The 19,481-nt window shown below is 28.9% G+C and carries 19 protein-coding genes and 1 pseudogene; 9 read left to right on the top strand and 11 right to left on the bottom strand.

Annotated elements, in window-relative coordinates; genetic code table 11:
* Window positions 1-78 precede the first annotated feature (78 nt).
* Window positions 79-455: pseudogene (locus HMPREF9131_RS08540) on the bottom strand (DUF2871 family protein).
* Window positions 456-1,137: 682 nt separating this feature from the next.
* Complete coding sequence (locus HMPREF9131_RS01230; RefSeq protein WP_009344943.1) at window positions 1,138-1,707, bottom strand: TetR/AcrR family transcriptional regulator; 570 nt, start codon at window positions 1,705-1,707, stop codon at window positions 1,138-1,140.
* Window positions 1,708-1,953: 246 nt separating this feature from the next.
* On the opposite strand from HMPREF9131_RS01230, the gene HMPREF9131_RS01225 reads away from it, so the two are divergent.
* Window positions 1,954-3,348 carry a sodium-dependent transporter gene (locus HMPREF9131_RS01225; protein WP_009344935.1) on the top strand — a complete coding sequence of 465 codons (1,395 nt, stop codon included), beginning with the start codon at window positions 1,954-1,956 and terminating at the stop codon, window positions 3,346-3,348.
* An 83-nt stretch (window positions 3,349-3,431) separates the two neighbouring features.
* On the opposite strand, the gene HMPREF9131_RS01220 is transcribed toward HMPREF9131_RS01225, so the two are convergent.
* Complete coding sequence (locus HMPREF9131_RS01220; protein WP_009344899.1) at window positions 3,432-3,689, bottom strand: DUF4177 domain-containing protein; 258 nt, start codon at window positions 3,687-3,689, stop codon at window positions 3,432-3,434.
* Between the two features lie 233 nt (window positions 3,690-3,922).
* On the opposite strand from HMPREF9131_RS01220, the gene HMPREF9131_RS01215 reads away from it, so the two are divergent.
* Window positions 3,923-4,681, top strand: coding sequence for a hypothetical protein (locus tag HMPREF9131_RS01215; protein WP_009344914.1), 759 nt, complete (start codon window positions 3,923-3,925; stop codon window positions 4,679-4,681).
* 139 nt (window positions 4,682-4,820) lie between these two features.
* On the opposite strand, the gene HMPREF9131_RS01210 is transcribed toward HMPREF9131_RS01215, so the two are convergent.
* Both HMPREF9131_RS01210 and HMPREF9131_RS01205 read right to left on the bottom strand, forming a co-directional pair.
* Window positions 4,821-6,116: a sensor histidine kinase KdpD gene (locus HMPREF9131_RS01210; protein WP_009344926.1), complete on the bottom strand. Its 1,296-nt coding sequence runs from the start codon at window positions 6,114-6,116 to the stop codon at window positions 4,821-4,823.
* Complete coding sequence (locus HMPREF9131_RS01205; protein ID WP_009344928.1) at window positions 6,116-6,814, bottom strand: response regulator transcription factor; 699 nt, start codon at window positions 6,812-6,814, stop codon at window positions 6,116-6,118. The genes HMPREF9131_RS01210 and HMPREF9131_RS01205 overlap by 1 nt, the downstream gene beginning before the upstream one ends.
* 127 nt (window positions 6,815-6,941) lie before the next feature.
* Here HMPREF9131_RS01205 and HMPREF9131_RS01200 point away from each other — a divergent pair, with 127 nt between their 5' ends.
* The 3 genes from HMPREF9131_RS01200 to HMPREF9131_RS01190 are packed head-to-tail and all read left to right on the top strand — an operon-like array spanning window position 6,942 to window position 9,302.
* Complete coding sequence (locus HMPREF9131_RS01200) at window positions 6,942-7,835, top strand: ABC transporter ATP-binding protein (protein ID WP_009344891.1); 894 nt, start codon at window positions 6,942-6,944, stop codon at window positions 7,833-7,835.
* Between the two features lies 1 nt (window position 7,836).
* Window positions 7,837-8,589 carry a membrane protein gene (locus HMPREF9131_RS01195; RefSeq protein WP_009344894.1) on the top strand — a complete coding sequence of 251 codons (753 nt, stop codon included), beginning with the start codon at window positions 7,837-7,839 and terminating at the stop codon, window positions 8,587-8,589.
* Window positions 8,590-8,597: 8 nt separating this feature from the next.
* Entirely contained in the window at window positions 8,598-9,302 is a 705-nt protein-coding gene (locus HMPREF9131_RS01190) for an ABC transporter permease (RefSeq protein ID WP_009344888.1), read from the top strand.
* Between the two features lie 132 nt (window positions 9,303-9,434).
* Here HMPREF9131_RS01190 and HMPREF9131_RS01185 read toward each other — a convergent pair whose 3' ends face one another.
* The 3 genes from HMPREF9131_RS01185 to ahpC all read right to left on the bottom strand — a co-directional run bounded on the left by HMPREF9131_RS01185 (window position 9,435) and on the right by ahpC (window position 12,732).
* Complete coding sequence (locus HMPREF9131_RS01185) at window positions 9,435-10,373, bottom strand: alpha/beta hydrolase (RefSeq protein ID WP_009344895.1); 939 nt, start codon at window positions 10,371-10,373, stop codon at window positions 9,435-9,437.
* 272 nt (window positions 10,374-10,645) lie between these two features.
* Window positions 10,646-12,163, bottom strand: a complete 1,518-nt coding sequence (gene ahpF, locus HMPREF9131_RS01180; protein WP_009344931.1) for an alkyl hydroperoxide reductase subunit F — start codon at window positions 12,161-12,163, stop codon at window positions 10,646-10,648.
* Window positions 12,163-12,732 (bottom strand): alkyl hydroperoxide reductase subunit C, encoded by a 570-nt coding sequence (gene ahpC / locus HMPREF9131_RS01175; RefSeq protein WP_009344942.1) that lies wholly within the window; start codon window positions 12,730-12,732, stop codon window positions 12,163-12,165. The genes ahpF and ahpC overlap by 1 nt, the downstream gene beginning before the upstream one ends.
* A 534-nt stretch (window positions 12,733-13,266) precedes the next feature.
* Between ahpC and nadA the strand changes: the two genes are divergently transcribed.
* Genes nadA through HMPREF9131_RS01155 form a run of 4 tightly spaced genes read left to right on the top strand, consistent with a single transcriptional unit; the run spans window position 13,267 to window position 16,785 of the window.
* Window positions 13,267-14,184 (top strand): quinolinate synthase NadA, encoded by a 918-nt coding sequence (nadA, locus tag HMPREF9131_RS01170; RefSeq protein WP_009344889.1) that lies wholly within the window; start codon window positions 13,267-13,269, stop codon window positions 14,182-14,184.
* Window position 14,185: 1 nt separating this feature from the next.
* Window positions 14,186-15,448, top strand: a complete 1,263-nt coding sequence (locus HMPREF9131_RS01165; protein ID WP_009344909.1) for an L-aspartate oxidase — start codon at window positions 14,186-14,188, stop codon at window positions 15,446-15,448.
* Complete coding sequence (gene nadC / locus HMPREF9131_RS01160; RefSeq protein ID WP_009344918.1) at window positions 15,420-16,265, top strand: carboxylating nicotinate-nucleotide diphosphorylase; 846 nt, start codon at window positions 15,420-15,422, stop codon at window positions 16,263-16,265. Before HMPREF9131_RS01165 ends, nadC begins: the two co-directional genes overlap by 29 nt.
* Window positions 16,266-16,272: 7 nt before the next feature.
* Window positions 16,273-16,785, top strand: a complete 513-nt coding sequence (locus tag HMPREF9131_RS01155) for a transcription repressor NadR (RefSeq protein WP_009344933.1) — start codon at window positions 16,273-16,275, stop codon at window positions 16,783-16,785.
* 153 nt (window positions 16,786-16,938) lie between these two features.
* On the opposite strand, the gene HMPREF9131_RS01150 is transcribed toward HMPREF9131_RS01155, so the two are convergent.
* The 3 genes from HMPREF9131_RS01150 to HMPREF9131_RS01140 all read right to left on the bottom strand — a co-directional run bounded on the left by HMPREF9131_RS01150 (window position 16,939) and on the right by HMPREF9131_RS01140 (window position 19,201).
* Complete coding sequence (locus tag HMPREF9131_RS01150) at window positions 16,939-17,595, bottom strand: L-2-amino-thiazoline-4-carboxylic acid hydrolase (RefSeq protein WP_009344916.1); 657 nt, start codon at window positions 17,593-17,595, stop codon at window positions 16,939-16,941.
* 55 nt (window positions 17,596-17,650) lie between these two features.
* Window positions 17,651-18,478, bottom strand: a complete 828-nt coding sequence (locus tag HMPREF9131_RS01145; RefSeq protein WP_009344896.1) for a class I SAM-dependent methyltransferase — start codon at window positions 18,476-18,478, stop codon at window positions 17,651-17,653.
* An 84-nt stretch (window positions 18,479-18,562) separates the two neighbouring features.
* Complete coding sequence (locus HMPREF9131_RS01140) at window positions 18,563-19,201, bottom strand: DUF6796 family protein (RefSeq protein WP_009344922.1); 639 nt, start codon at window positions 19,199-19,201, stop codon at window positions 18,563-18,565.
* Window positions 19,202-19,481 lie beyond the last annotated feature (280 nt).

Below are 19,481 nucleotides of genomic sequence, written 5' to 3'. Positions count from 1 at the left end.
ATTTTTTATAAATTATTTTTCATGCTATTGAATTTACATCTTTTCAGTAAATTTAATATAGTATTGAGTATAAATTTATTATTTTGCAACATTTTTTTGCAAATTATTACAAGACTTTATGAGGATTGATATTAAACTTACAGCCAAAATTATATGACCTATGCCAGCAAAACCTGCAAGTAGCTCTTCTGAATATATTTTTACAGATGAAGCTGTTATTTGATATATTCCTCTTACTATAAATGACGATATAAAATAAACTAGACTTATAATATAAATCCCATATATTTTTTTAATTTTTCTATATTTAAGTCCTCAATTCTATATAAAATATATAAAATAAAGGAAAATAAAAATCCTAAGATTAAAGTGTGCCCATGGGCTAAAGAAAGACTTGTAAAGGCTTGATAAGAAAATAATTTTGTAAATTCTCTATAAAAAACGCCTAAAATCATGCTTAATATCAAGGCACTGATTGCAGATTTAAAAAGTTCTTGATTTTCAAACTCAGGAACTTCTATTTTATATAAGTGGTAAACAATTAAAATATAGCATACTGTCTTTGGCAACATAAAGGCTCCAAAAATAGGTAAAGCCTCTGAAAATACTATAACTAAGGAATAAAAAAAGAAACTTCCCGCAATTAAATAGGATATATTTTTCATGTATGACAAATTTTTATCCTTATATATCCAAGTTATTAATAAAATACCAATTATTAAAAAAGGAACATTTCTTAATATTGACATATAATATGGGCTTACACCGCCCCAATTGTTTGCTGGTAAAAGTAAAAATATTATTCTTAAAATAAAGAAAATAAATAAAGTTAAATTTCTAAATCTATTAGTCTTACCACCTGATAACTTATAGTAATAATAAAAAATCATATAGAATATAGTCATAGTAAAGCTAGTAACCATCATTCCATAGGATAAATAGACTCTATTAGCTTCAAGCCCCCCTGCTGAGAGGTGACCATAAATTCTTGGTAATAGATGAAAAGCATCACCAATAACTAATAGAAAGGACATAATAGCTAAAACTCTTGGTCTTTTACCCCTCTCCAAGAGCAAACGAATTGAAAAACCCATGACCAATAACAAATAAAACAGGTCAAAATATACTTCTATAATTTTATACATAATTTATCCCTCCCATAATAAATTTTACTAATTCTTCATATTCACAAATAAACCTATCCTTATCCCAACTATCTTCAAATAACTTTTGCATAAGCATATGAATAAGCCAGCCAATTATATTTAGCCTTTTATTCTCATACATCAATTTAATATCTAAAGAATCTTTTTTAGAACCTTGATATTTACGCCAATTACGTTCAAGCTGGGAATTCCAGCTCAGATACCTATTGTGAAGCAACTTGTAATTTTCGTCCTTATAAATTTCTTCATATAAAAAATCTCTGTAAGTTAGAAGAACATCTTTCAAGTTGTCCTTATTTTTTAAATATAGTTTTAAAAATGCTAAATGTATATAATTAATTTTTTTATCCAATACATAAAAATACGCATCTTCTAAACTTTCAAAATACTGATAAAAACTCCCCCTAGGAATTTGAAGCTTTTGAACAATATCTTTGACTGTTGCCTGATATAAATTTTTATCTTTAAATTCTTCTATAAGACCTTCAGTAATTAAATTTTGTTTATTTTCTTTTAACCTGAAAAATGTTTCCTTCGGCATATTTTATTCCTTCCTACAAGAATTGCATAAGTTTTATGACACTGTGTCATAAATAATATACAATTTTTTTTAACCTTAGTCAAGAAATAAAAAATTCTTATACACGGAATTGTTTATTTTTAATTTTATAACTCTTACTTTGACCTATAATAATTACTTGAAATATTAGTAAATTTTATTTGCTTATTTTTCTAATCATGGTAAAATACTATTCATATTTCAAATTTTACAAGGGAGGAAAATAAGATGAAAAAAAAGACAGGATTTACTGGTCAACTCGGCTTTATTTTTGCTGCAGCCGGTTCTGCTGTAGGTGTCGGTAACCTATGGAGATTTCCATATCTAGCAGCAAAAGATGGTGGTGGGGTTTTTCTTCTCATTTATCTCCTTTTGGTTTTCACTGTAGGCTTTGTACTTTTGACAAATGACCTTGCTATTGGGCGAAGAACTGGCAGAAGTGCCATTTATGCTTATGAAAGCATAAGAAAAAAATGGAAATTTTTAGGTATAATTACTTTTTTGGTTCCTGTTATTATAATGACCTACTATGCAGTTATTGGTGGATGGATTTTAAAATATATTGCTTTGTTTTTGAATGGAAATGTTGATGTTGCTGCTCAAAATAACTGTTTTTCAAATTTTATTTCATCTAAAAATTCTGTATATTATAGTTTAGTTTTTATGGCTCTTACTGCAATTATTGTTTATAGTGGTGTTGACAAAGGTATTGAACGAGTTTCAAAAATAATAATGCCAATACTTCTTGTTATGATTATTGGAATTGCAATTTATTCTTTAACTCTTAAAACAACTACTGATAACGGACAAGTTAGAACTGGACTTCAAGGGCTTGCAATTTATTTAAAACCCGACCTTACTGGAATGAATATCAGTAGATTTTTACAAATTAGCCTTGATGCCATGAGTCAACTTTTCTTTTCACTTAGTGTTTCTATGGGAATTATGATTACTTATGGATCTTATGTTAATAAAGATGTTGATCTTCAAAAATCTGTTTCGCTGATTGAGCTTATGGACACAGGTGTTGCAATTATTGCAGGTGTTATGATTATTCCAGCTATCTATGTTTTCTCCGGCGTCGATGGTATGTCAGCCGGTCCAGGACTTATGTTTATTTCTTTGCCTAAAGTTTTTTCTCAAATGTTGGCAGGAAGATTTATTGGATTTGTTTTCTTTGTTCTTGCAGCCTTTGCAGCTCTTACTTCCTGCATCTCAGTTTTAGAAAGTCTTGTTGCAAATTATATTGAAATACTTAATGCACAAAGACAAAGAGCAACTGTAGTAGTTTCTATTATTTATTTGATCGCAACTGCTATTATTGCCCTTGGGTATAGTGTATTTTATGTTGAAGTTATCCTGCCAAACGGTTCTACAGGTCAACTGCTTGATATTATGGATTATATTTCCAATAGTTTTATGATGCCATTTATATCCTTCTTATCTTCTATATTTATCGGTTGGGTTATAGGTCCAAAGTGGATTATTGAAGAAGTGGAAAGAAATAACAAAGCCTTTAATCGCAAGGTGCTTTATACCTTTGTCGTAAAATATTGTCTACCTATAATTATGTTTATTCTATTTCTTCAATCTACTGGTCTTTTTAATTATTTTAAAGGCTAATTAAGGATTTTTTATACAAAAATAAAAGTGATGAAACAAAACAGTCAATTCTTTTGTCTTCATCCCTTTTTTATATATTAGTTTTAATCAATTCTTTCAAATACCATTGTAGCTTGAATCTTATCTCCACCAAGAAAACCTTTTGAACCTGAAGATGATGTTGTGATAGTATGCAATCTATAACCTAAAGCTGCTTGTTTATTTATAGCTGCTTGAAGATTTGTTAAACTTGATGTTCCTGAACCAGTACCTAAAAATTTTTCTGTTAGAACAACTTGTAAAACCACATATTTGTCATCATTTCCACCAACTGCTTTTCCTGTTTTCTCATCCCATGCCATAATATTACCTCTCTTTTAAAAATTTTCATTACTAATAAGTTAATATATTCTGATTTTAAACATAAAACATATTCTTGACAAGTTAATTTATTATTTTTCTAATTAAAACTAATTAAAAATTTATAACAAAAATATAATGACAATGAATAGTTTTTTATGAAATCATTATAAATTAATTTCTCAACAAAAGTCTTATTTAATTTACTATGCTATAATCATTAGGGAGGTTTATTATGAATAAAAACAATTTAAAAACAAATAAAATATTAAAATTTTTCTCAGTATTTCTTATCGTAATTGTACTAATTATAACAAATTTATTTTTTGGAAATCCCATCTCAAAAACCATAGTAAATATTAATGCCAATAAATACATTGCAAAAAATTACAAGGGTCTAGACCTAAAAACAAATAAAGTTATTTATAATTTTAAGGATGGCTATTATGATATTAATTTACAGGATAAAAATAGCATTGATTCCAACTTCACCCTTTCCTTTGACAGTTTTGGAAGATTAAAATTTGATACATACGGTGATAGAATTTTTAATACTTATAGAAGATTTTTGTATAGTCTTAATAACTATGGCAAAAAACTTGAAAAAGAAAATAATTTATCCTATGAGATTTCTTTATACCCGACTGAAGAAAGCGATTTGGAAAGCAAACTTTCTTTAGACCAAAAATTTCTTATAGAGAATTTTCCTGCTGATGTAGAAGTAAATTCAATAACCTATTCAAAAAAACCTAATATAGAAGAAGCGATTAAGATATTGCAAAACACTCAAAAAATTATGGATACTACTGACTTAAAAGTTACAAAATACAGCATAATTATGATTCCACAAGAAAATAAGAAAAAAGATGGACAAGCAGGAAGTTGGAAAAATTCCCTTAGTATTTTTGATATACCTGATTATATAATAAGAGATAATAAAATAAGTGAACTTGAAAAATTATATAAAATTCAGTCTGAAACCGTAAAAAAATAAATGAAGTTAAAATTAATTTCAATTAACATAATTTTTAATTTTTTAGGATATAATTTTTAATTCAATTACTTAATCTTTTCTTAATCTAAAGTGTAATTTGTAAATAAATAATATGAATTTATTTTGTAATTTTAAAAAATCAATTCGTAAACTTAAAGATAAAAGATACTTCAAGTCCTTTATCTTTATTTTTTATGGAAAAAGTTCCATCATGCAACTCGGCAATCTGTTTAGATATAAAAATACCCAATCCATGTCTTGTAATGTTGGTTAGGTCATCTTTTTTTATTTTTTCTATACTATTTTCAGATATTCCTCCACCCTCATCTAATATGCTGATCAATAAGTTATTATTATCATCTGAAATTCTTACTTGAATTTTACCCTCTGTATAAATAAGGGCATTTTTTAAAATATTTTCAAGCATCCTATAAAATAAATTTGCATCCATATTAATCTTAATATTTTGGTCTTTTACCTTGCTTTCAAAAATTATTTCTCTGCCAGGGTTTTCATTTAGTTTATCCACTATAAGTTTTCGTATAACTTTTAAGGGACTTTCTAGCTTAAAGTTTTCCTTATCTATGTTTGAAAGGGACAAGGTGATATTTAATCCCTCTAAGATATTTGAAATTTTTAAAACTTGGTCTTTTATATTTTGTGTATCAATATCTTCCTTATTTTCTTTACTTAATTCCCATGAAATTTTTGCAAGTGGCGTTCTCACATCATGACTAAGCCCTCGAATCCACTTGCTTTGAGATTCTTTTAAATTATTGTATTTTTCATTTGCTTGATTTATGCTAAAAGCCAGTTCTTTCAATTCTCCATATTCATCTAACTTCTGATAGTCATCTTCGTAAAGAGTATCTATTGCTCTTTGAAAGGGTAAGATGTTTTTAAAAATTTCTTTAATGTCAATCTTATAAATGACATAGACAAAGACTAAAAATAAAAGTAAAGAGAATGCAATCAGCTTTATATTAAAAATAAAGTTCTCGTAATTATAATAATTAAAAGGAAACTTATCTAAAGAGTTTTTAGGATAGGCAAATACAAGCAATCCATCTCCAACAATGTAGGTGAATACAGGATAGTCATTCAAATAATACCTTGTGAATCCTGCAACATCTCTAAGTTCAAACTTATTTTTAACTACTTTTGGTTTATTAAAACTTTCAATTATTTTGCCTTCCCTATCAAGCCTTATTGCCCAAATATTTTCTCTTTTTAAAAATTCTTTATTTTTTTCGCTTAGGTAAAGATCACTTTTATTATTTTCTACATAGGAATAAACATCATCAGGTTTTGGATATTTATTATATAATCTGTAGTTTAGATATAGAAAAGTCATAAGTAAAAATATTAGCAAAAACATCAAAAAAAGTATTCTGATAACAATTTTTTTAAATCTTTTTATTATATAATTAAACATTATTCATCCTCTTTAACTAGCTTATAGCCAAGTCCCTTTATAGTAATTAAAATTTTTGGCTCTCTTGGATTATCCTCTAGCTTTTCACGAAGCCTATATATATGGGTTATTAATGTATTCTCGTATCCGTAAGAGTCTTTCCATATATATTCTAAAATTTTATCAATTGACACTATCATATTCATATTTTCACATAGGTAATCTAAAATTTTAAATTGCGTAGCCGTTAGTGCAATCTCTTCTCCATTTTTTTCAATAACTCCCTTAGATTTATCAAAAATCACATTAGAAAAATATATCTTATCTTCTTTTTTTATTTTTTTACTCCTCCTCAACACTGCATCAATTCTCCAAAGCAGTTCATCTGGAAAGAAGGGCTTTACTATATAGTCATCTGCCTTATTTTCAAAACCTTCCCTCCTATCATCAATTCCATCAAGGGCAGATAAAATTATAACAGCCACATCAGAGCTCTTTCTAACTTCTTTTAATAAATCAAAACCACTTCCATCAGAAAGCATCAAATCCAAAACTATTAAATCAATTTCATTGTTTTCTAATTTAAATTTTGACTCCTTTAAATTTTTAGCAGTATAGATTTTTTTAAAACCCTTATTTTTCAAAAAATTATATAAATTTTCCAATAAACTTTTTTCATCATCGACTATTAATATGGAAAAATTGTTTCTAAAATCCATTAAATCACCCTCATTATGATTATTATACAACATTTATTAGATTTCTTTTACTTTGTGATGTAAAAGTGAGATTGGTTAAACCTTATTTTTATCCACGATTGCTATTATTTTTTTAGGAGGAATATTAATGGAAAAAATATTGGAAATAAAAAATTTAAAAAAATCCTATAAAAATAGACTTGTCTTAGATTTAGATTCCTTAGTGATAGAAGAAAAATCTATTTTTGGTCTGATAGGAAAAAATGGAGCTGGCAAGTCAACTCTCATGAAACTTATACTTGGACTTGTAAAAAAAGACCAAGGCACAATTAAAGTATTTGGATGTCAATTAAATTCAAAAAATCAAAAAGATATAAACAAAAATCTCGGTGCTTTAATTGAAAATCCTTCATTTTATGACCATCTAAGTGCCTACGAAAACTTAGAAATAATTTGTCAGCTAAAGGGAATAAAAAATGATGATATTTCAAAAACTTTAGACCTTGTTGGCCTTAAAAATATCGGCAAGAAGAGATTAAGAGAGTATTCACTGGGTATGAAGCAAAGACTTGGTATAGCCATTGCACTAATTGGTAGTCCCAAACTTTTGATTTTAGATGAGCCTATAAACGGACTAGATCCTCAGGGAATCGAAGAAATGAGAAATCTTTTTAAAAATATTGTAAAAAATACGTCCACAAGCATCCTAATATCTTCACATATTCTTGATGAAATAGAAAAAATATCTACTCACATAGGAATACTTAAAGAAGGAAAATTAACCTACAAGGGAAGCTTGGAAGAATATAGAAAACTCCACCCTCCATATATTTCTATTATTACATCAGATAACAAAAAAACTCTACTTCTATTAGATCTTGATGAAAATAGAATGGATGGTAAAAAGATAATTTTAGGTAAAAAATCAAACCAAGAAATTGCAGATATAGTAAAATTTTTGAATGGAAAAGTAGATATATATAGGATTGAGGAAGAAAAAGAAAGCCTTGAACAATTATTTATTCAAGAAAGCAGGTCATAAGATGAAAAATTTAGAAAGAAAAAAAAATAAAAGACTTGGAATATTTTTCTTAATAATAATAGTATTTTTTGCTCAGATGTTAATAGTAGGCGGAATTAGTCATTCAAATACTTTTGCACAAGGAAAATATCCGCTTTTTTATATCATTGATACTTATTTATTTATATCTTTACTCATAAATCCCATATTGATATCGTCGCTGGTAAAAAAAGTCATGGAAATTGAAGAAAAAAATAATATGTGGCAGATGCAAATAATGCTTGGAGAAAAAGTTAATTCTATACTTATTGATAAATTTAAAAATTTATCTTTTTCCTTAGTTTTATTACAAATATCAGAATCTATTGTATTTATATTACTTGCAAAAAAATCTGTCAATTTCATTGTCAATAGAGAAATAATTTTAAGATTTAGTCTAGTAAACCTAACGGCTCTACTCATAAATTTATTTTTATTAGTTTTATTTATAATAATAGAAATGAAAACAAAAAAAGTCTACACCCTGTCCTTTATTTCTATAGTAGGAGGACTTACAGGGATTATTACCATGCTAACATCAAACTTCCTAACATTTTTTAATCCCTTTGCTTGGATGGCAAGTCTTTTAAATATTTCTTATGTAAAAGAAGGGAGTAAATTTGTTCAGGTCTTAAATCCAATAAATTTCTATACCTTAATAATTGCCCTTATATTTTTAATCTTCGGCATTATTTATCTAAAAAAAATGAAATCTTACATTCTATACAAGGACTAGGAGGAAAAATGTTAAGAATAGAATTAAAAAAAATAAAATTTATAAATATTTTGCTGGCAAGCCTTATAATACCCTTACTAGCCAATGCTTTTGGACTTATAAACTACATGGCAAATAGAGAAAGCTTAACTCATCAGTGGCAAAGTCTGTGGACACAGGTAAGTTTATTTTACTTTTCATTTTTCTATATACCCCTAATTGCAATTGTAATTGCCAGTTTATGGTCATCAGAACACAAGGCTGGACTTAAATTTATTAGAATGAGTCCAAAGAAAAATATGGCATTTATAACAGCAAAGATTATTTTAGCCCTTATAATAATAAGCCTTTGTCAAATATATTTTTTGATCTTATTTTATATGGGAGGAAAATTTATAGGAAATTTCTCTAGGGCAGACTTTGGTATATATTTTTACTATATAATCCTTAGCATATTTTTGGCACTACCGATTATTGCGATTTTTTCATCCCTTGCAATAAGAATAAAGTCATTTGGGATAATCGTTCTTTTATCTGTAATCTTTACCATGGTGGGATTTGCTTTTGCTTATAAATCTCTAAAAATAATAGGCTTGAGTTTTTTGGCAATTGAAGCCAATAACTTTAGATTTATAAATTCATATGATTTTATATTATTAGGTCTTTTTGCAATAGGAGAATTTATAATATTTATATATCTTTCAAACAAATTTTTAAGGTATGAGAATAAATAATTTTAAATAGGGACTTATATTGAATTATTAATAGTTCAAAAAGTCCCTTAATTTTTTTATATAATAACTTTAGCTTATATAAAAAATCCATCTTATATTTTAATTAAATTTTTAAAAATTAACTTAACCTCATTAAGCCTTCAACAATTCAATAATTTCATCTTGTGCCTCTCTACCTTCTCTAAAAAATCTCACCAAGGGATAACAGTGGCACATTCCCTTGCCCACAATAATTTCATAGGGAACATGGTATTTTTCCATAGCTTTTTGAAATTCTCCGGCAAAGGCATAAAGACATTCATTTTCCCCAAAATAAAAATAAATTTTTGGAAAATCAGTAAAATCTCCCTTTGTTCCGTCTAACATATACTCAGGTAAGTCTTTATCTCCCTTTGCGATTTCTCTTGCAGTTTTAAAATAGGTAGGATCAATTATGATGTCTTTATGGTCAAGGGCATTTACTTTTTCCCATACTTCTTTATTTTCCTCAAGACTTAAATCTAAAACCCCACCGGGAGATACTGAAATTATTTTACCAGCCATTGGTAAAGGTCTTCCAAGTGCGTTATTATGTAAAAAAATTCCAATAGAAATACAAGCTCCCGATGAAAAACCAAGGACACTAATGTTTTCTGCCCTATAAGTTTCTGTCATTAATCTATAAGCTTCAAAAGAAACTTCATATGTAGTATCCACCTTTACATCTTCTGAACACAGAGGATAAAATAAGAACCAAACATCCTTACCTGTTTTTTTCATTATTCTTTCAGCCAAAGAAAAATCCAGTTTATCTGGTTGTGTAATCATTCCTCCACCAAAAAGATAAAGAATTGCCCCATTGGATGGTTTTTCATTTTTTTGATAAGATATTATTCTATATCCCATAACATCTCTATCAAAAATATAATAATTTTTCCTTTTAGCCCTCTTCATAGCCTTATCAAAATCAAAAACTAATTTTGCATTTTCCCCTCTTGCATATTCAAGAATTTCATCTTTATTCATCAGAAAAATTTTTTTAACCCCAAGAAGTCTTACTATTCCCGCTGAAATTTTATAAATTAAACTCATATTACACCTCCGCTTATCATAAAATACTTAGCTTTAAATTAATTTTCAAAAAAACTCTTAAACATTTGTCCATGACATTGATATTATTTATCATCTATATTATACCATCTTTACTTACAATTAAATTAATGATTTATTAAAAAAATAAATGTAATTAAAAGCTTTACCAAAAACATAAATATAATTACCTTCTCTTGCAAAAAAATTGACATATACACATAAAAAGGAATTAAAAAAATGGACTCATCATGAGTCCATTCTTGATTTTTATTTTATTTTCTCATCAAATATTGATAACTGCCAAGGGCTGCTGTTGCTCCGCTTCCTTGTGCAATTACTATTTGTTTAAAAGCGCTGTTAGTGCAATCTCCTGCAGCAAAAACTCCAGGCATACTTGTTGCTCCAACTTGATCTACAAGTATCTCGCCTCTTTTATTCTTTTCTATTCCGTCAATCCATTCAGTAACAGGTACCAATCCAACTTGAATAAAGCAACCATCAGTCGCTTCTTTATGAGTTTGTCCACCTATTCGGTCTTCATAAACAATGCTTTCAAGTTTTTCTTTACCTTCTAGGGCTTTTGTTTGTGCATTAGTAACTACACGAACATTTTTCAAAGTTTTTAATTTTTCTTGAAGGACTGAATCCGCTTTTAATTCTGGTAAAAATTCCAAAACTAAAACTTCTTTTGCTAGTCCTGCAAGATCAATTGCAGCCTCTATTCCTGAATTACCTCCACCAATGACGGTAACTTTTTTGTTTTTAAAAAGTGGACCATCGCAGTGAGTACAGTAGGCAACTCCCTTATTTCTAAATTCAATTTCTCCAGGAATTCCTATCAAACGCCACTTAGCGCCTGTAGCTATAACTATAGATTTAGCTTGAAGCTCACCTGAATCTGTTTTAATTTTTATAGGATCAGCTTCTTGGATAGATTCAACTTCAACTTCATCTATTATATCAACCTTATATTTTAAAACATGTTCTTTTACAGCTTCCATAAATTTTGGACCTTCTGTATAGGCAAAACCTGTAATATTTTCAATGGCTAAAGTTTCCTTTACTTGACCTCCAAAATCTTTTGCTATAAGTCCAGTTTTGATTCCCTTTCTTGCTCCATAAATTGCTGCAGTAGCACCAGCTGGACCACCGCCAATTACAAGAAGGTCATAAACTGGTTTATCTTTTAGTGAAGGTCCTTCCTTTTGTCCAGTTACCAAATCAAGAATTTTGTTTAGGTTAATTTTTCCATTGTAAAAACTTTTACCATTCAAAAAACTTGCTGGAACTGCCATAACTCCAAGTCCATCAACATATTCTTGGAAGCTTGCTCCATCTACCATACGGTGGCTGATTTTTGGATTTAAAACAGCCATAATATTTAAAGCTTGAACTACTTCCGGACAGTTGTGACAACTTAAGCTGACTACTGTTTCAAAAGATAGTTCTTTATCTATTGATTTAATCCTTCTAACTTGATTATCATCAATCTTAGGTGGGCGGCCGCTTATTTGTAAAAGTGCCAACACAAAAGATTCAAATTCATGACCAAGTGGAACTCCGGCAAAGCTTATTCCAGATCTTCCATTTGATGAAAGACTAAAACATGGGCTTAGGTTTAATTTTTTTTCTTCAATTTTTAAAAGATCTGATAGTGAAACAATTTCTTCTACAAAAGTTTTAACTTCTTTTGACTTTTCAGAATCATCTAAGCTTAGAGTAAATACAACTTCTCCTTCAAGAAGTTTCAAATACTCTTTTAGCTGATTTTTTAAATTTTGGTCTAACATTAGATCTTACCAACTAAGTCAAGACCTGGAGTCAAAGTTTTGCCTGATTCTTTCCATTTTGCAGGGCAAACTTGTCCAGGATTTTCACGAACGAATTGAGCAGCACGAAATTTATCATAAACTTGGCTTGCATCTCTTCCGATTCCGTCTGCATTAACTTCTACAGTTTGAATAACTCCGTCTGGATCTATAATAAAAGTTGCACGTTGAGCAAGTCCTGCTTCTTCATCTAAAACATAAAAATCTCTAGCAATTGATTTGTGAGGATCAGCTAACATTGTAAATTCCAATTTGCTGATAGCTTCTGAATGGTCATGCCATGCTTTATGCACGAAATGTGTATCGCAAGACATAGAATAAACTTCTACTCCAAGAGATTGTAATTTTGCATATTGATCTTGCATATCTTCAAGTTCTGTTGGGCAAACAAATGTGAAGTCTGCTGGGTAGAACATAAGAACATTCCACTTACCTTCAAAATCCTTATTAGATACTGTTACAAATTCTTCTTTTTTTGGGTTATAGCCATTAGTAACAAACTCTGGCATTTTCTTTCCTACTTGTGACATTTATGTCCTCCTTTTAATTTTAATTTATATAAAGTTTTTTGATACTTTTTATCTTTGTATTTATACCCAAGATAAACTTTTTTACCCACTTAAAAAATTTATATAAACTTTTTTAAATGAATACTTATAAGACTATATATTTTAATATTAGAAATATATTAAGATGCCATAAATATATAAATGAATCCCTTACATCAATTTATTTCTATATTAAGATATTAATCTTATTTTTTACCTATTATTATATATCCTTATAAAATAATTCTAAACATAATAAAATTTAAAATCCGAATAATTAAAGCATAATTATAATTTTTATTGAACCTCAATATATCTATTACATAAAGTTATGGCTAATCTTGTGAGGGGTTTAAATTTCCCATATTTAATTTAATATCGAGATTTTTATATATTTTTCAAATTTTTTCATTGGATAAATTTAATATAAGCACTATCTGTATATACACTTGACTTGTCTTATATTCTTTTGTGTAATATAATTCTAATTAAATTTTATTAGGAGATAGACTGAAATTGGAAAATTTAAAAGATTTAAAGTTTAATGATAAGGTGCAATTACTAAATAGGTTAAAGGCTGAAAAAGACGCTGTCATTCTTGCCCACTATTATGTCAATGAGGATATACAAGCTGTAGCTGATTATATTGGGGATTCTTTTTTTCTTGCTCAAAAAGCAACTGAGCTTAAAGAAAAGACAATAGTTATGGCTGGTGTTTACTTTATGGGAGAAAGTGTGAAAATTCTAAATCCAAGTAAAAATGTATTGATGCCTGATATTGATGCTGATTGCCCTATGGCGCACATGGTTAGTGTTCAAAAAATTAAAGAAGTTAGAGAAAAATATGATGATTTGGCAGTTGTAACTTACATAAATTCTACTGCTGAAATTAAGGCTTATTCAGATATTTGTGTTACATCTTCGAATGCTGCAAAAATTGTAAATAAGTTAAAGGAAAAAAATATATTTTTTATTCCGGATAAAAATCTTGGTGATTATGTAAAAAAATCTTTGCCAGATAAAAACATCATTTTAAATGATGGCTATTGCCCCGTTCATGATGAAATTGATGCTAGTGATATTAAGGCTTATAAGGGTAAGGTGAAAATTTTTGCCCATCCTGAATGTAGAAAGGAAGTTTTGGACTTAGCTGATTTTATTGGCTCTACTAAAGCTATTATTAATGAAAGTGGCAAATATGATGATGTTTTAGTTGTCACAGAGGAAGGAATTTTCACAGAATTAAAGAAAAGATTTCCAAACACAAATTATAGAAGGTTAATAAACAGACCAATTTGTAATGATATGAAAAAATTAACTTTGGATAAGGTTATAGACGTAATAGAAAATAATAAAAATCAGGTGAATGTTAGTGAAGAAATCAGTAGTAAAGCTTTAATACCTCTAAAAAGAATGTTGAAATTAGGAGCATAAAATGAAAAAATATGATGTTTTAATTATCGGTTCAGGACTTGCTGGAGTTAGCACTGCCTTGGAATTAAGTAAGAATTATAAAATTGGACTTGTTACAAAGAAAAAATTAGCAGATTCTAATTCCTATCTTGCCCAAGGGGGCATAAATGTTTTAAAGGATGAGTCTGATAGAAAAACTTTTATTGAAGATACCTTAAAGGCAGGTCATTATAAAAATAGCCTGCAAGCTGTTGAGATGATGGTTGATAAGTCACAAGATGCAATAAAATTTTTAATTGATCTCGGTGTTGAATTTACAAAGAAGGACGGGAAACTTGAATATGCACAAGAAGGTGGTCATTCTATCGCCAGGGGACTTCATATTGATGATGAAATCGGAAAAGGAATTTTAGATGTCCTATATGAAAAAGTAAAATCAAGATCTAATATAGATATATTTGAAGATACTCCGATTGTTGATATTATTGTAAATAATGGTAAGTGTTATGGAGCAAGATCTTTGGATGATGTTTTTGTTTCAACAAATGTTGTTCTTGCAACAGGTGGTCTTGGAGGAATTTTTAAGAAAAGCACAAATTTCCCTCATATATGTGGCGATGGTTATGCTATGGCAATAAAAAATGGTGTCAAGTTAAAAGATATTTCTTATATTCAGTTCCACCCTACTTCTCTTTATGAGGAAAATGTTGAAAGGCAATTTTTAATTTCTGAGTCTGCAAGGGGCGAAGGAGCCCAACTCTTAAATCATAAATCTGAGAGATTTACTGATGAAATGAAGCCTAGAGATATTGTGGCAAAGGCTATACTAAAAGAAATGGAAAAAGAAGGAGTGGACTTTGAATATTTATCAATGAAGCCACTTGGAGAAGATAGGATTCCTAATAGATTTCCTATGATTTTTAAGGAATTAAAAAATAGGGGTATAGATTCAAGATATGATAATATTCCTATAGTGCCTTGTCAACATTACACTATGGGCGGTATTGAGTGCGACATAAATGGCAAAACTAATTTACAAGGACTATTTGCAGTTGGTGAAGCTGGAAATGTTGGCATTCATGGTTCAAATAGGCTTGCTTGCAATTCACTTCTTGAGTGTGTGGTTTTTGGTAGAATCTTAGCAGATTATTTAAATGAAAATAAATTTGAAGATAAAGAAATAGATTTTAAAATTACTGATGAAAAGATTGATAAAGAAAAGACAAGTGAAATTATTTTTGAAAGGATAAGAGAGGATGAAAAAGCTAAATCCATTTCTAATTGACAAGTATATCATATGTGCCTTAAAGGAAGATATGAACAGTGGAGATATTACAACTGATTCGATTTTAAAAAATGAAAATGCTCAAATAAATCTAATCGCAAAAGATAAGGGTATTATAGCTGGTCTTGATGTATTTGAACGGGTATTTGAAATAATAGATTCAAATTCATATTTTGAATTTAATTTTTCAGATGGAGATGAAGTCAATAAATCTGACTTAATAGGAACAATAGATGCAAAAGCGAGTGCAATACTAAAGGCTGAAAGGACTGCCTTAAATTTTTTACAAAGAATGAGTGGAATTGCCACATATACTAAAAAAATGGTTCATGCCCTTGGTAGTTGTCATGTGAAAATTTTAGATACTAGAAAAACAACACCCAACATGAGAATTTTTGAAAAATATGCCATAACTTTGGGTGGAGCCTATAATCACAGATATAACTTGTCTGATGGAATTATGATAAAAGACAATCACATAGATGCTGCCGGTGGAATAAGAAATGCAGTTGAAAGAGTCAGAAGTGCAAATCCTTTTGTAAAAAAGATTGAAGTTGAAGTAGAAAATTTTGATCAAATAAAAGAGGCACTTGATGCAAAAGCTGATATAATAATGCTAGACAACATGGACATAGAAGATATAAAAAAAGCTTGCAAGATTATTAATAAGAGGGCTATTATTGAGTGTTCAGGAAATATTAGCCTTCAAAATATTAAAAATTATAGGGATTTAGACATTGACTATATTTCTTCTGGTTCTATAACTTATAATGCAGGTGTCTTAGACTTGTCAATGAAAAATTTAAAAATTTATTGAGGAAGATATGAATAATTCAAAATCTAGAAGAGAAAATTTACTTAAATTTTTATATGAAAACCATAGACCAATATCAGGTGAAAATTTAGCAAAAAACTTTGATGTTACCAGGCAAGTAATAGTTCAAGATATAGCTATTCTTAGGGCTGGTGGAAAAAATATTATTTCAACTAACAGAGGCTACTACCTAAACGAGGAAAGAACTCAAAAAGTTTTTAAAGTTAAACACAGCGACCGCGATATAAGAAAAGAGTTAAATTCAATTGTAGATTTAGGCGGAACAATTAAAGATGTAATTGTCCACCATAAAGTCTACGGAGAGATAAAAAAAGATCTAAATTGCTCATCTAGACGAGATGTAAAAATTTTCTTAGATAAAATGAGTAAAGAAAAATCCAAACCTTTAGATGTACTAACTGGTGGTATCCATTATCACACAGTTGTTGCAGAGAATAGAGAAGTCATCGAGGAAATAGAGGTCGTTTTAAAGGAACTTGGATTTTTGATAGAAGAAGAATAATCCACCGGCCCATCCGGTGGTTTTTCTATTGAAATTAAAGATTAATTTTCCTAATATATGTACTATAAATTAAAATTTGAACCCCCCCTATTTTTAAATTCTTTATTATTGTAACAAGAATAACTTTGCTAAAGTTCATTTTTATTCCAATTCTTAAAATTTTTTATCTTGAAAATCACTTAGTTTTTCTTTATCTCCTAAAATAAAATAGTCGCAGTAATCTGCTCCATCTGCAATTGTTCCCTCTCTATACAAAACTCCATGCTGAAGTTTTATCATAACATCATCAAGCTCGCACAATAGTGGCATTAATTCCCCAACTCCAAGCTTCTTTGTGTAAGAGCAAATAGGACAACGAGTAATCCTATAATAACAAGCTCCTTCATAGGGCTTGCCAACAAAGTCCACTTTAAATGAACTTGGATATTTCTTTTCCCTTTCTTCTGTATACCACTTTGAATATTTTACTATGCTCTTTTTATTACTAGCTTTTCCCTTATCAGTGTTAAGATCTGTTCTCGCAAAATACCACTTTATATAATAAAGAGATCTTTCCATCATCTCTTGAATAGTTTTTGGTGGAATTTTCTTATCGCTTGCAAGATATGGAGAAATAAAAGCAAGGGCAAATAGTTCGTTAAAAAGCATAGGGTTATCCTCACCGATATCGTCCATATTTTCTACAAGTCCTCGATAAACTTTTTTGCTCTTTCTAATAATTTCTGAAGCGTATGCTTTATCATACTTCTCCATAAGAACTTTTTTCATAGGTCTTTTAAAAAACAAGAAATAAAAACACTTATATTTCATCTAGAACACCCCCCATCAATTTTCTAAAATATTTTATAGTAATTTATATAAAATCTTATTTTCTCCCAATAAGTAAAGTTGAGCCATGAAGCCCTAACAATACGGCTTCTTTGTGACCCATAAAAAGACCCCTTGTTGTATCAATTAATTGCACATCTTGGTAGCCATCTTTTTTCAACTTTTCTATAAATTTATTCATATCTCCATATCTTGACTTACTCATCAAGTCATGGATAACAAAAACTCCACCTTTTTTAAGTACACGAAATGTTTCCAGTAAAAGTTTCTGTTTATTTTTCCCTGCAATATTATGATAAACATAGTTGCTTGTCACTGCATCAAAACTTTGGTCTTCAAAAGGAAGAATCACTGCATTTCCTTCTTCAAATCTCACATTTTCTAGTCCCTCTAATTTTGCATTATTTTCACAGACTTTTTTAGAAAATTCACTTTTATATGAACCGCTCCATATGTCACAACCTACCATAGTCGCCTTTGGATTTTTCTTAGCACAAGCTATGGAAAGTGCGCCGCTACCACAGCCAACATCAAGTCCCACACCGCCATCTGGAATTTTTAAATAATCGGCAGTCTTTTCAATAATTATTTTGGCAAGCTTTCTTTTTCCATTGTAATCAAAAGCCCTATATAAAAATCTCATCCAGCTTGCAAAGAAGATAAGTATCAACGTTGCAAATCCTAGAATAATGGCACATATCAGACGAATTCTTCCACTAAATACAAAATCACTGACACCAAAGACTATAAATAGAATGAAAGCTATAAGACTAGCAAATATTAAATTCCTTAACAAGCTTTTGGGAACCCAATTTTTGTAGTCAGCATTTGTTTTATCGTCATCCATAAAATTTACTTGTTTCATAATATTTCCTCCTGTAAATAATAAATTATATAAAATTTCCCTTTAAAAATTAAAACAATAATTTTAATCACTTACTATATAATCTTATAAATTAATATTAGTATAGTTTATCAATAAAGATAGGTAGTAAATAAAATAGATTATGTTTAACCAGCCTCCACGAATAATCATATGCAGTCCCTTTGGCAATCTCTCAGCAATTGGTGTAAAAATCAAAAGAAATATGGGTGTAAATAAGGCTTGCCATCTTGGAAATATTGTTAATCCAAATAAAATTATCAATGCCGTTAATATATTTGCCAGTGCCATAGTTGTGAAAACTATTTTTGCTTGAAACTTTAAAAATTTTAAAAATTCATCAAAAGCTTCCTTGTTTTCGTATCTTGACAAAAGACCTAAGTAGGCACACTGAATATGATAAGTTCCCCCTAGTATCATTCCCAAAACATTTAATAAAAATACAAACCAACCAAAGTTTAAAAACTTTTCGTCTATGCTCAAAACAATATGATAAAAACCAATACAATATATAAAAGCACAAATGGGACCTAAAAGACCACCAATGTATAATCTTTTTATGCTGACATTTTTCATTATGCCAATAATATTATTTATAGTATCCTTGCCATCGTAATCATTTGAATCATAATATAGGGTCATATCTCCCAAAAACATCAAAAATGAAGCCAAAATACCTATCAATATACTCCTATATAAAGTCACAATTACACACCTTCCTTAACTTAGATGATATTAATTATCGCTTTAATTATACCACCAGAAGTTGATAAAATCTATAAAAATTATGTTTACCAGCTGGTCGCTCGAATTTAAACTCACATTTTTTATTTATATTAATTTATTATCTCTTAGTTTTTTATGTGGGCTTGTAAAAATTACACAACAAATTTTTTTCTGTAGATTTTTCCCCTGTCCTATCCTTCTTTAAAAGTATAGATATTCGCTTTTTGATAAATATAAAATTTGAAAAAATGAATCTTAT

It is taken from the genome of Peptoniphilus sp. oral taxon 836 str. F0141 (assembly GCF_000179335.1).
GTDB classification, from domain to species: Bacteria; Bacillota; Clostridia; order Tissierellales; family Peptoniphilaceae; genus Peptoniphilus_A; species Peptoniphilus_A lacrimalis.
This window is presented reverse-complemented; position numbering and strand designations above follow the sequence as displayed.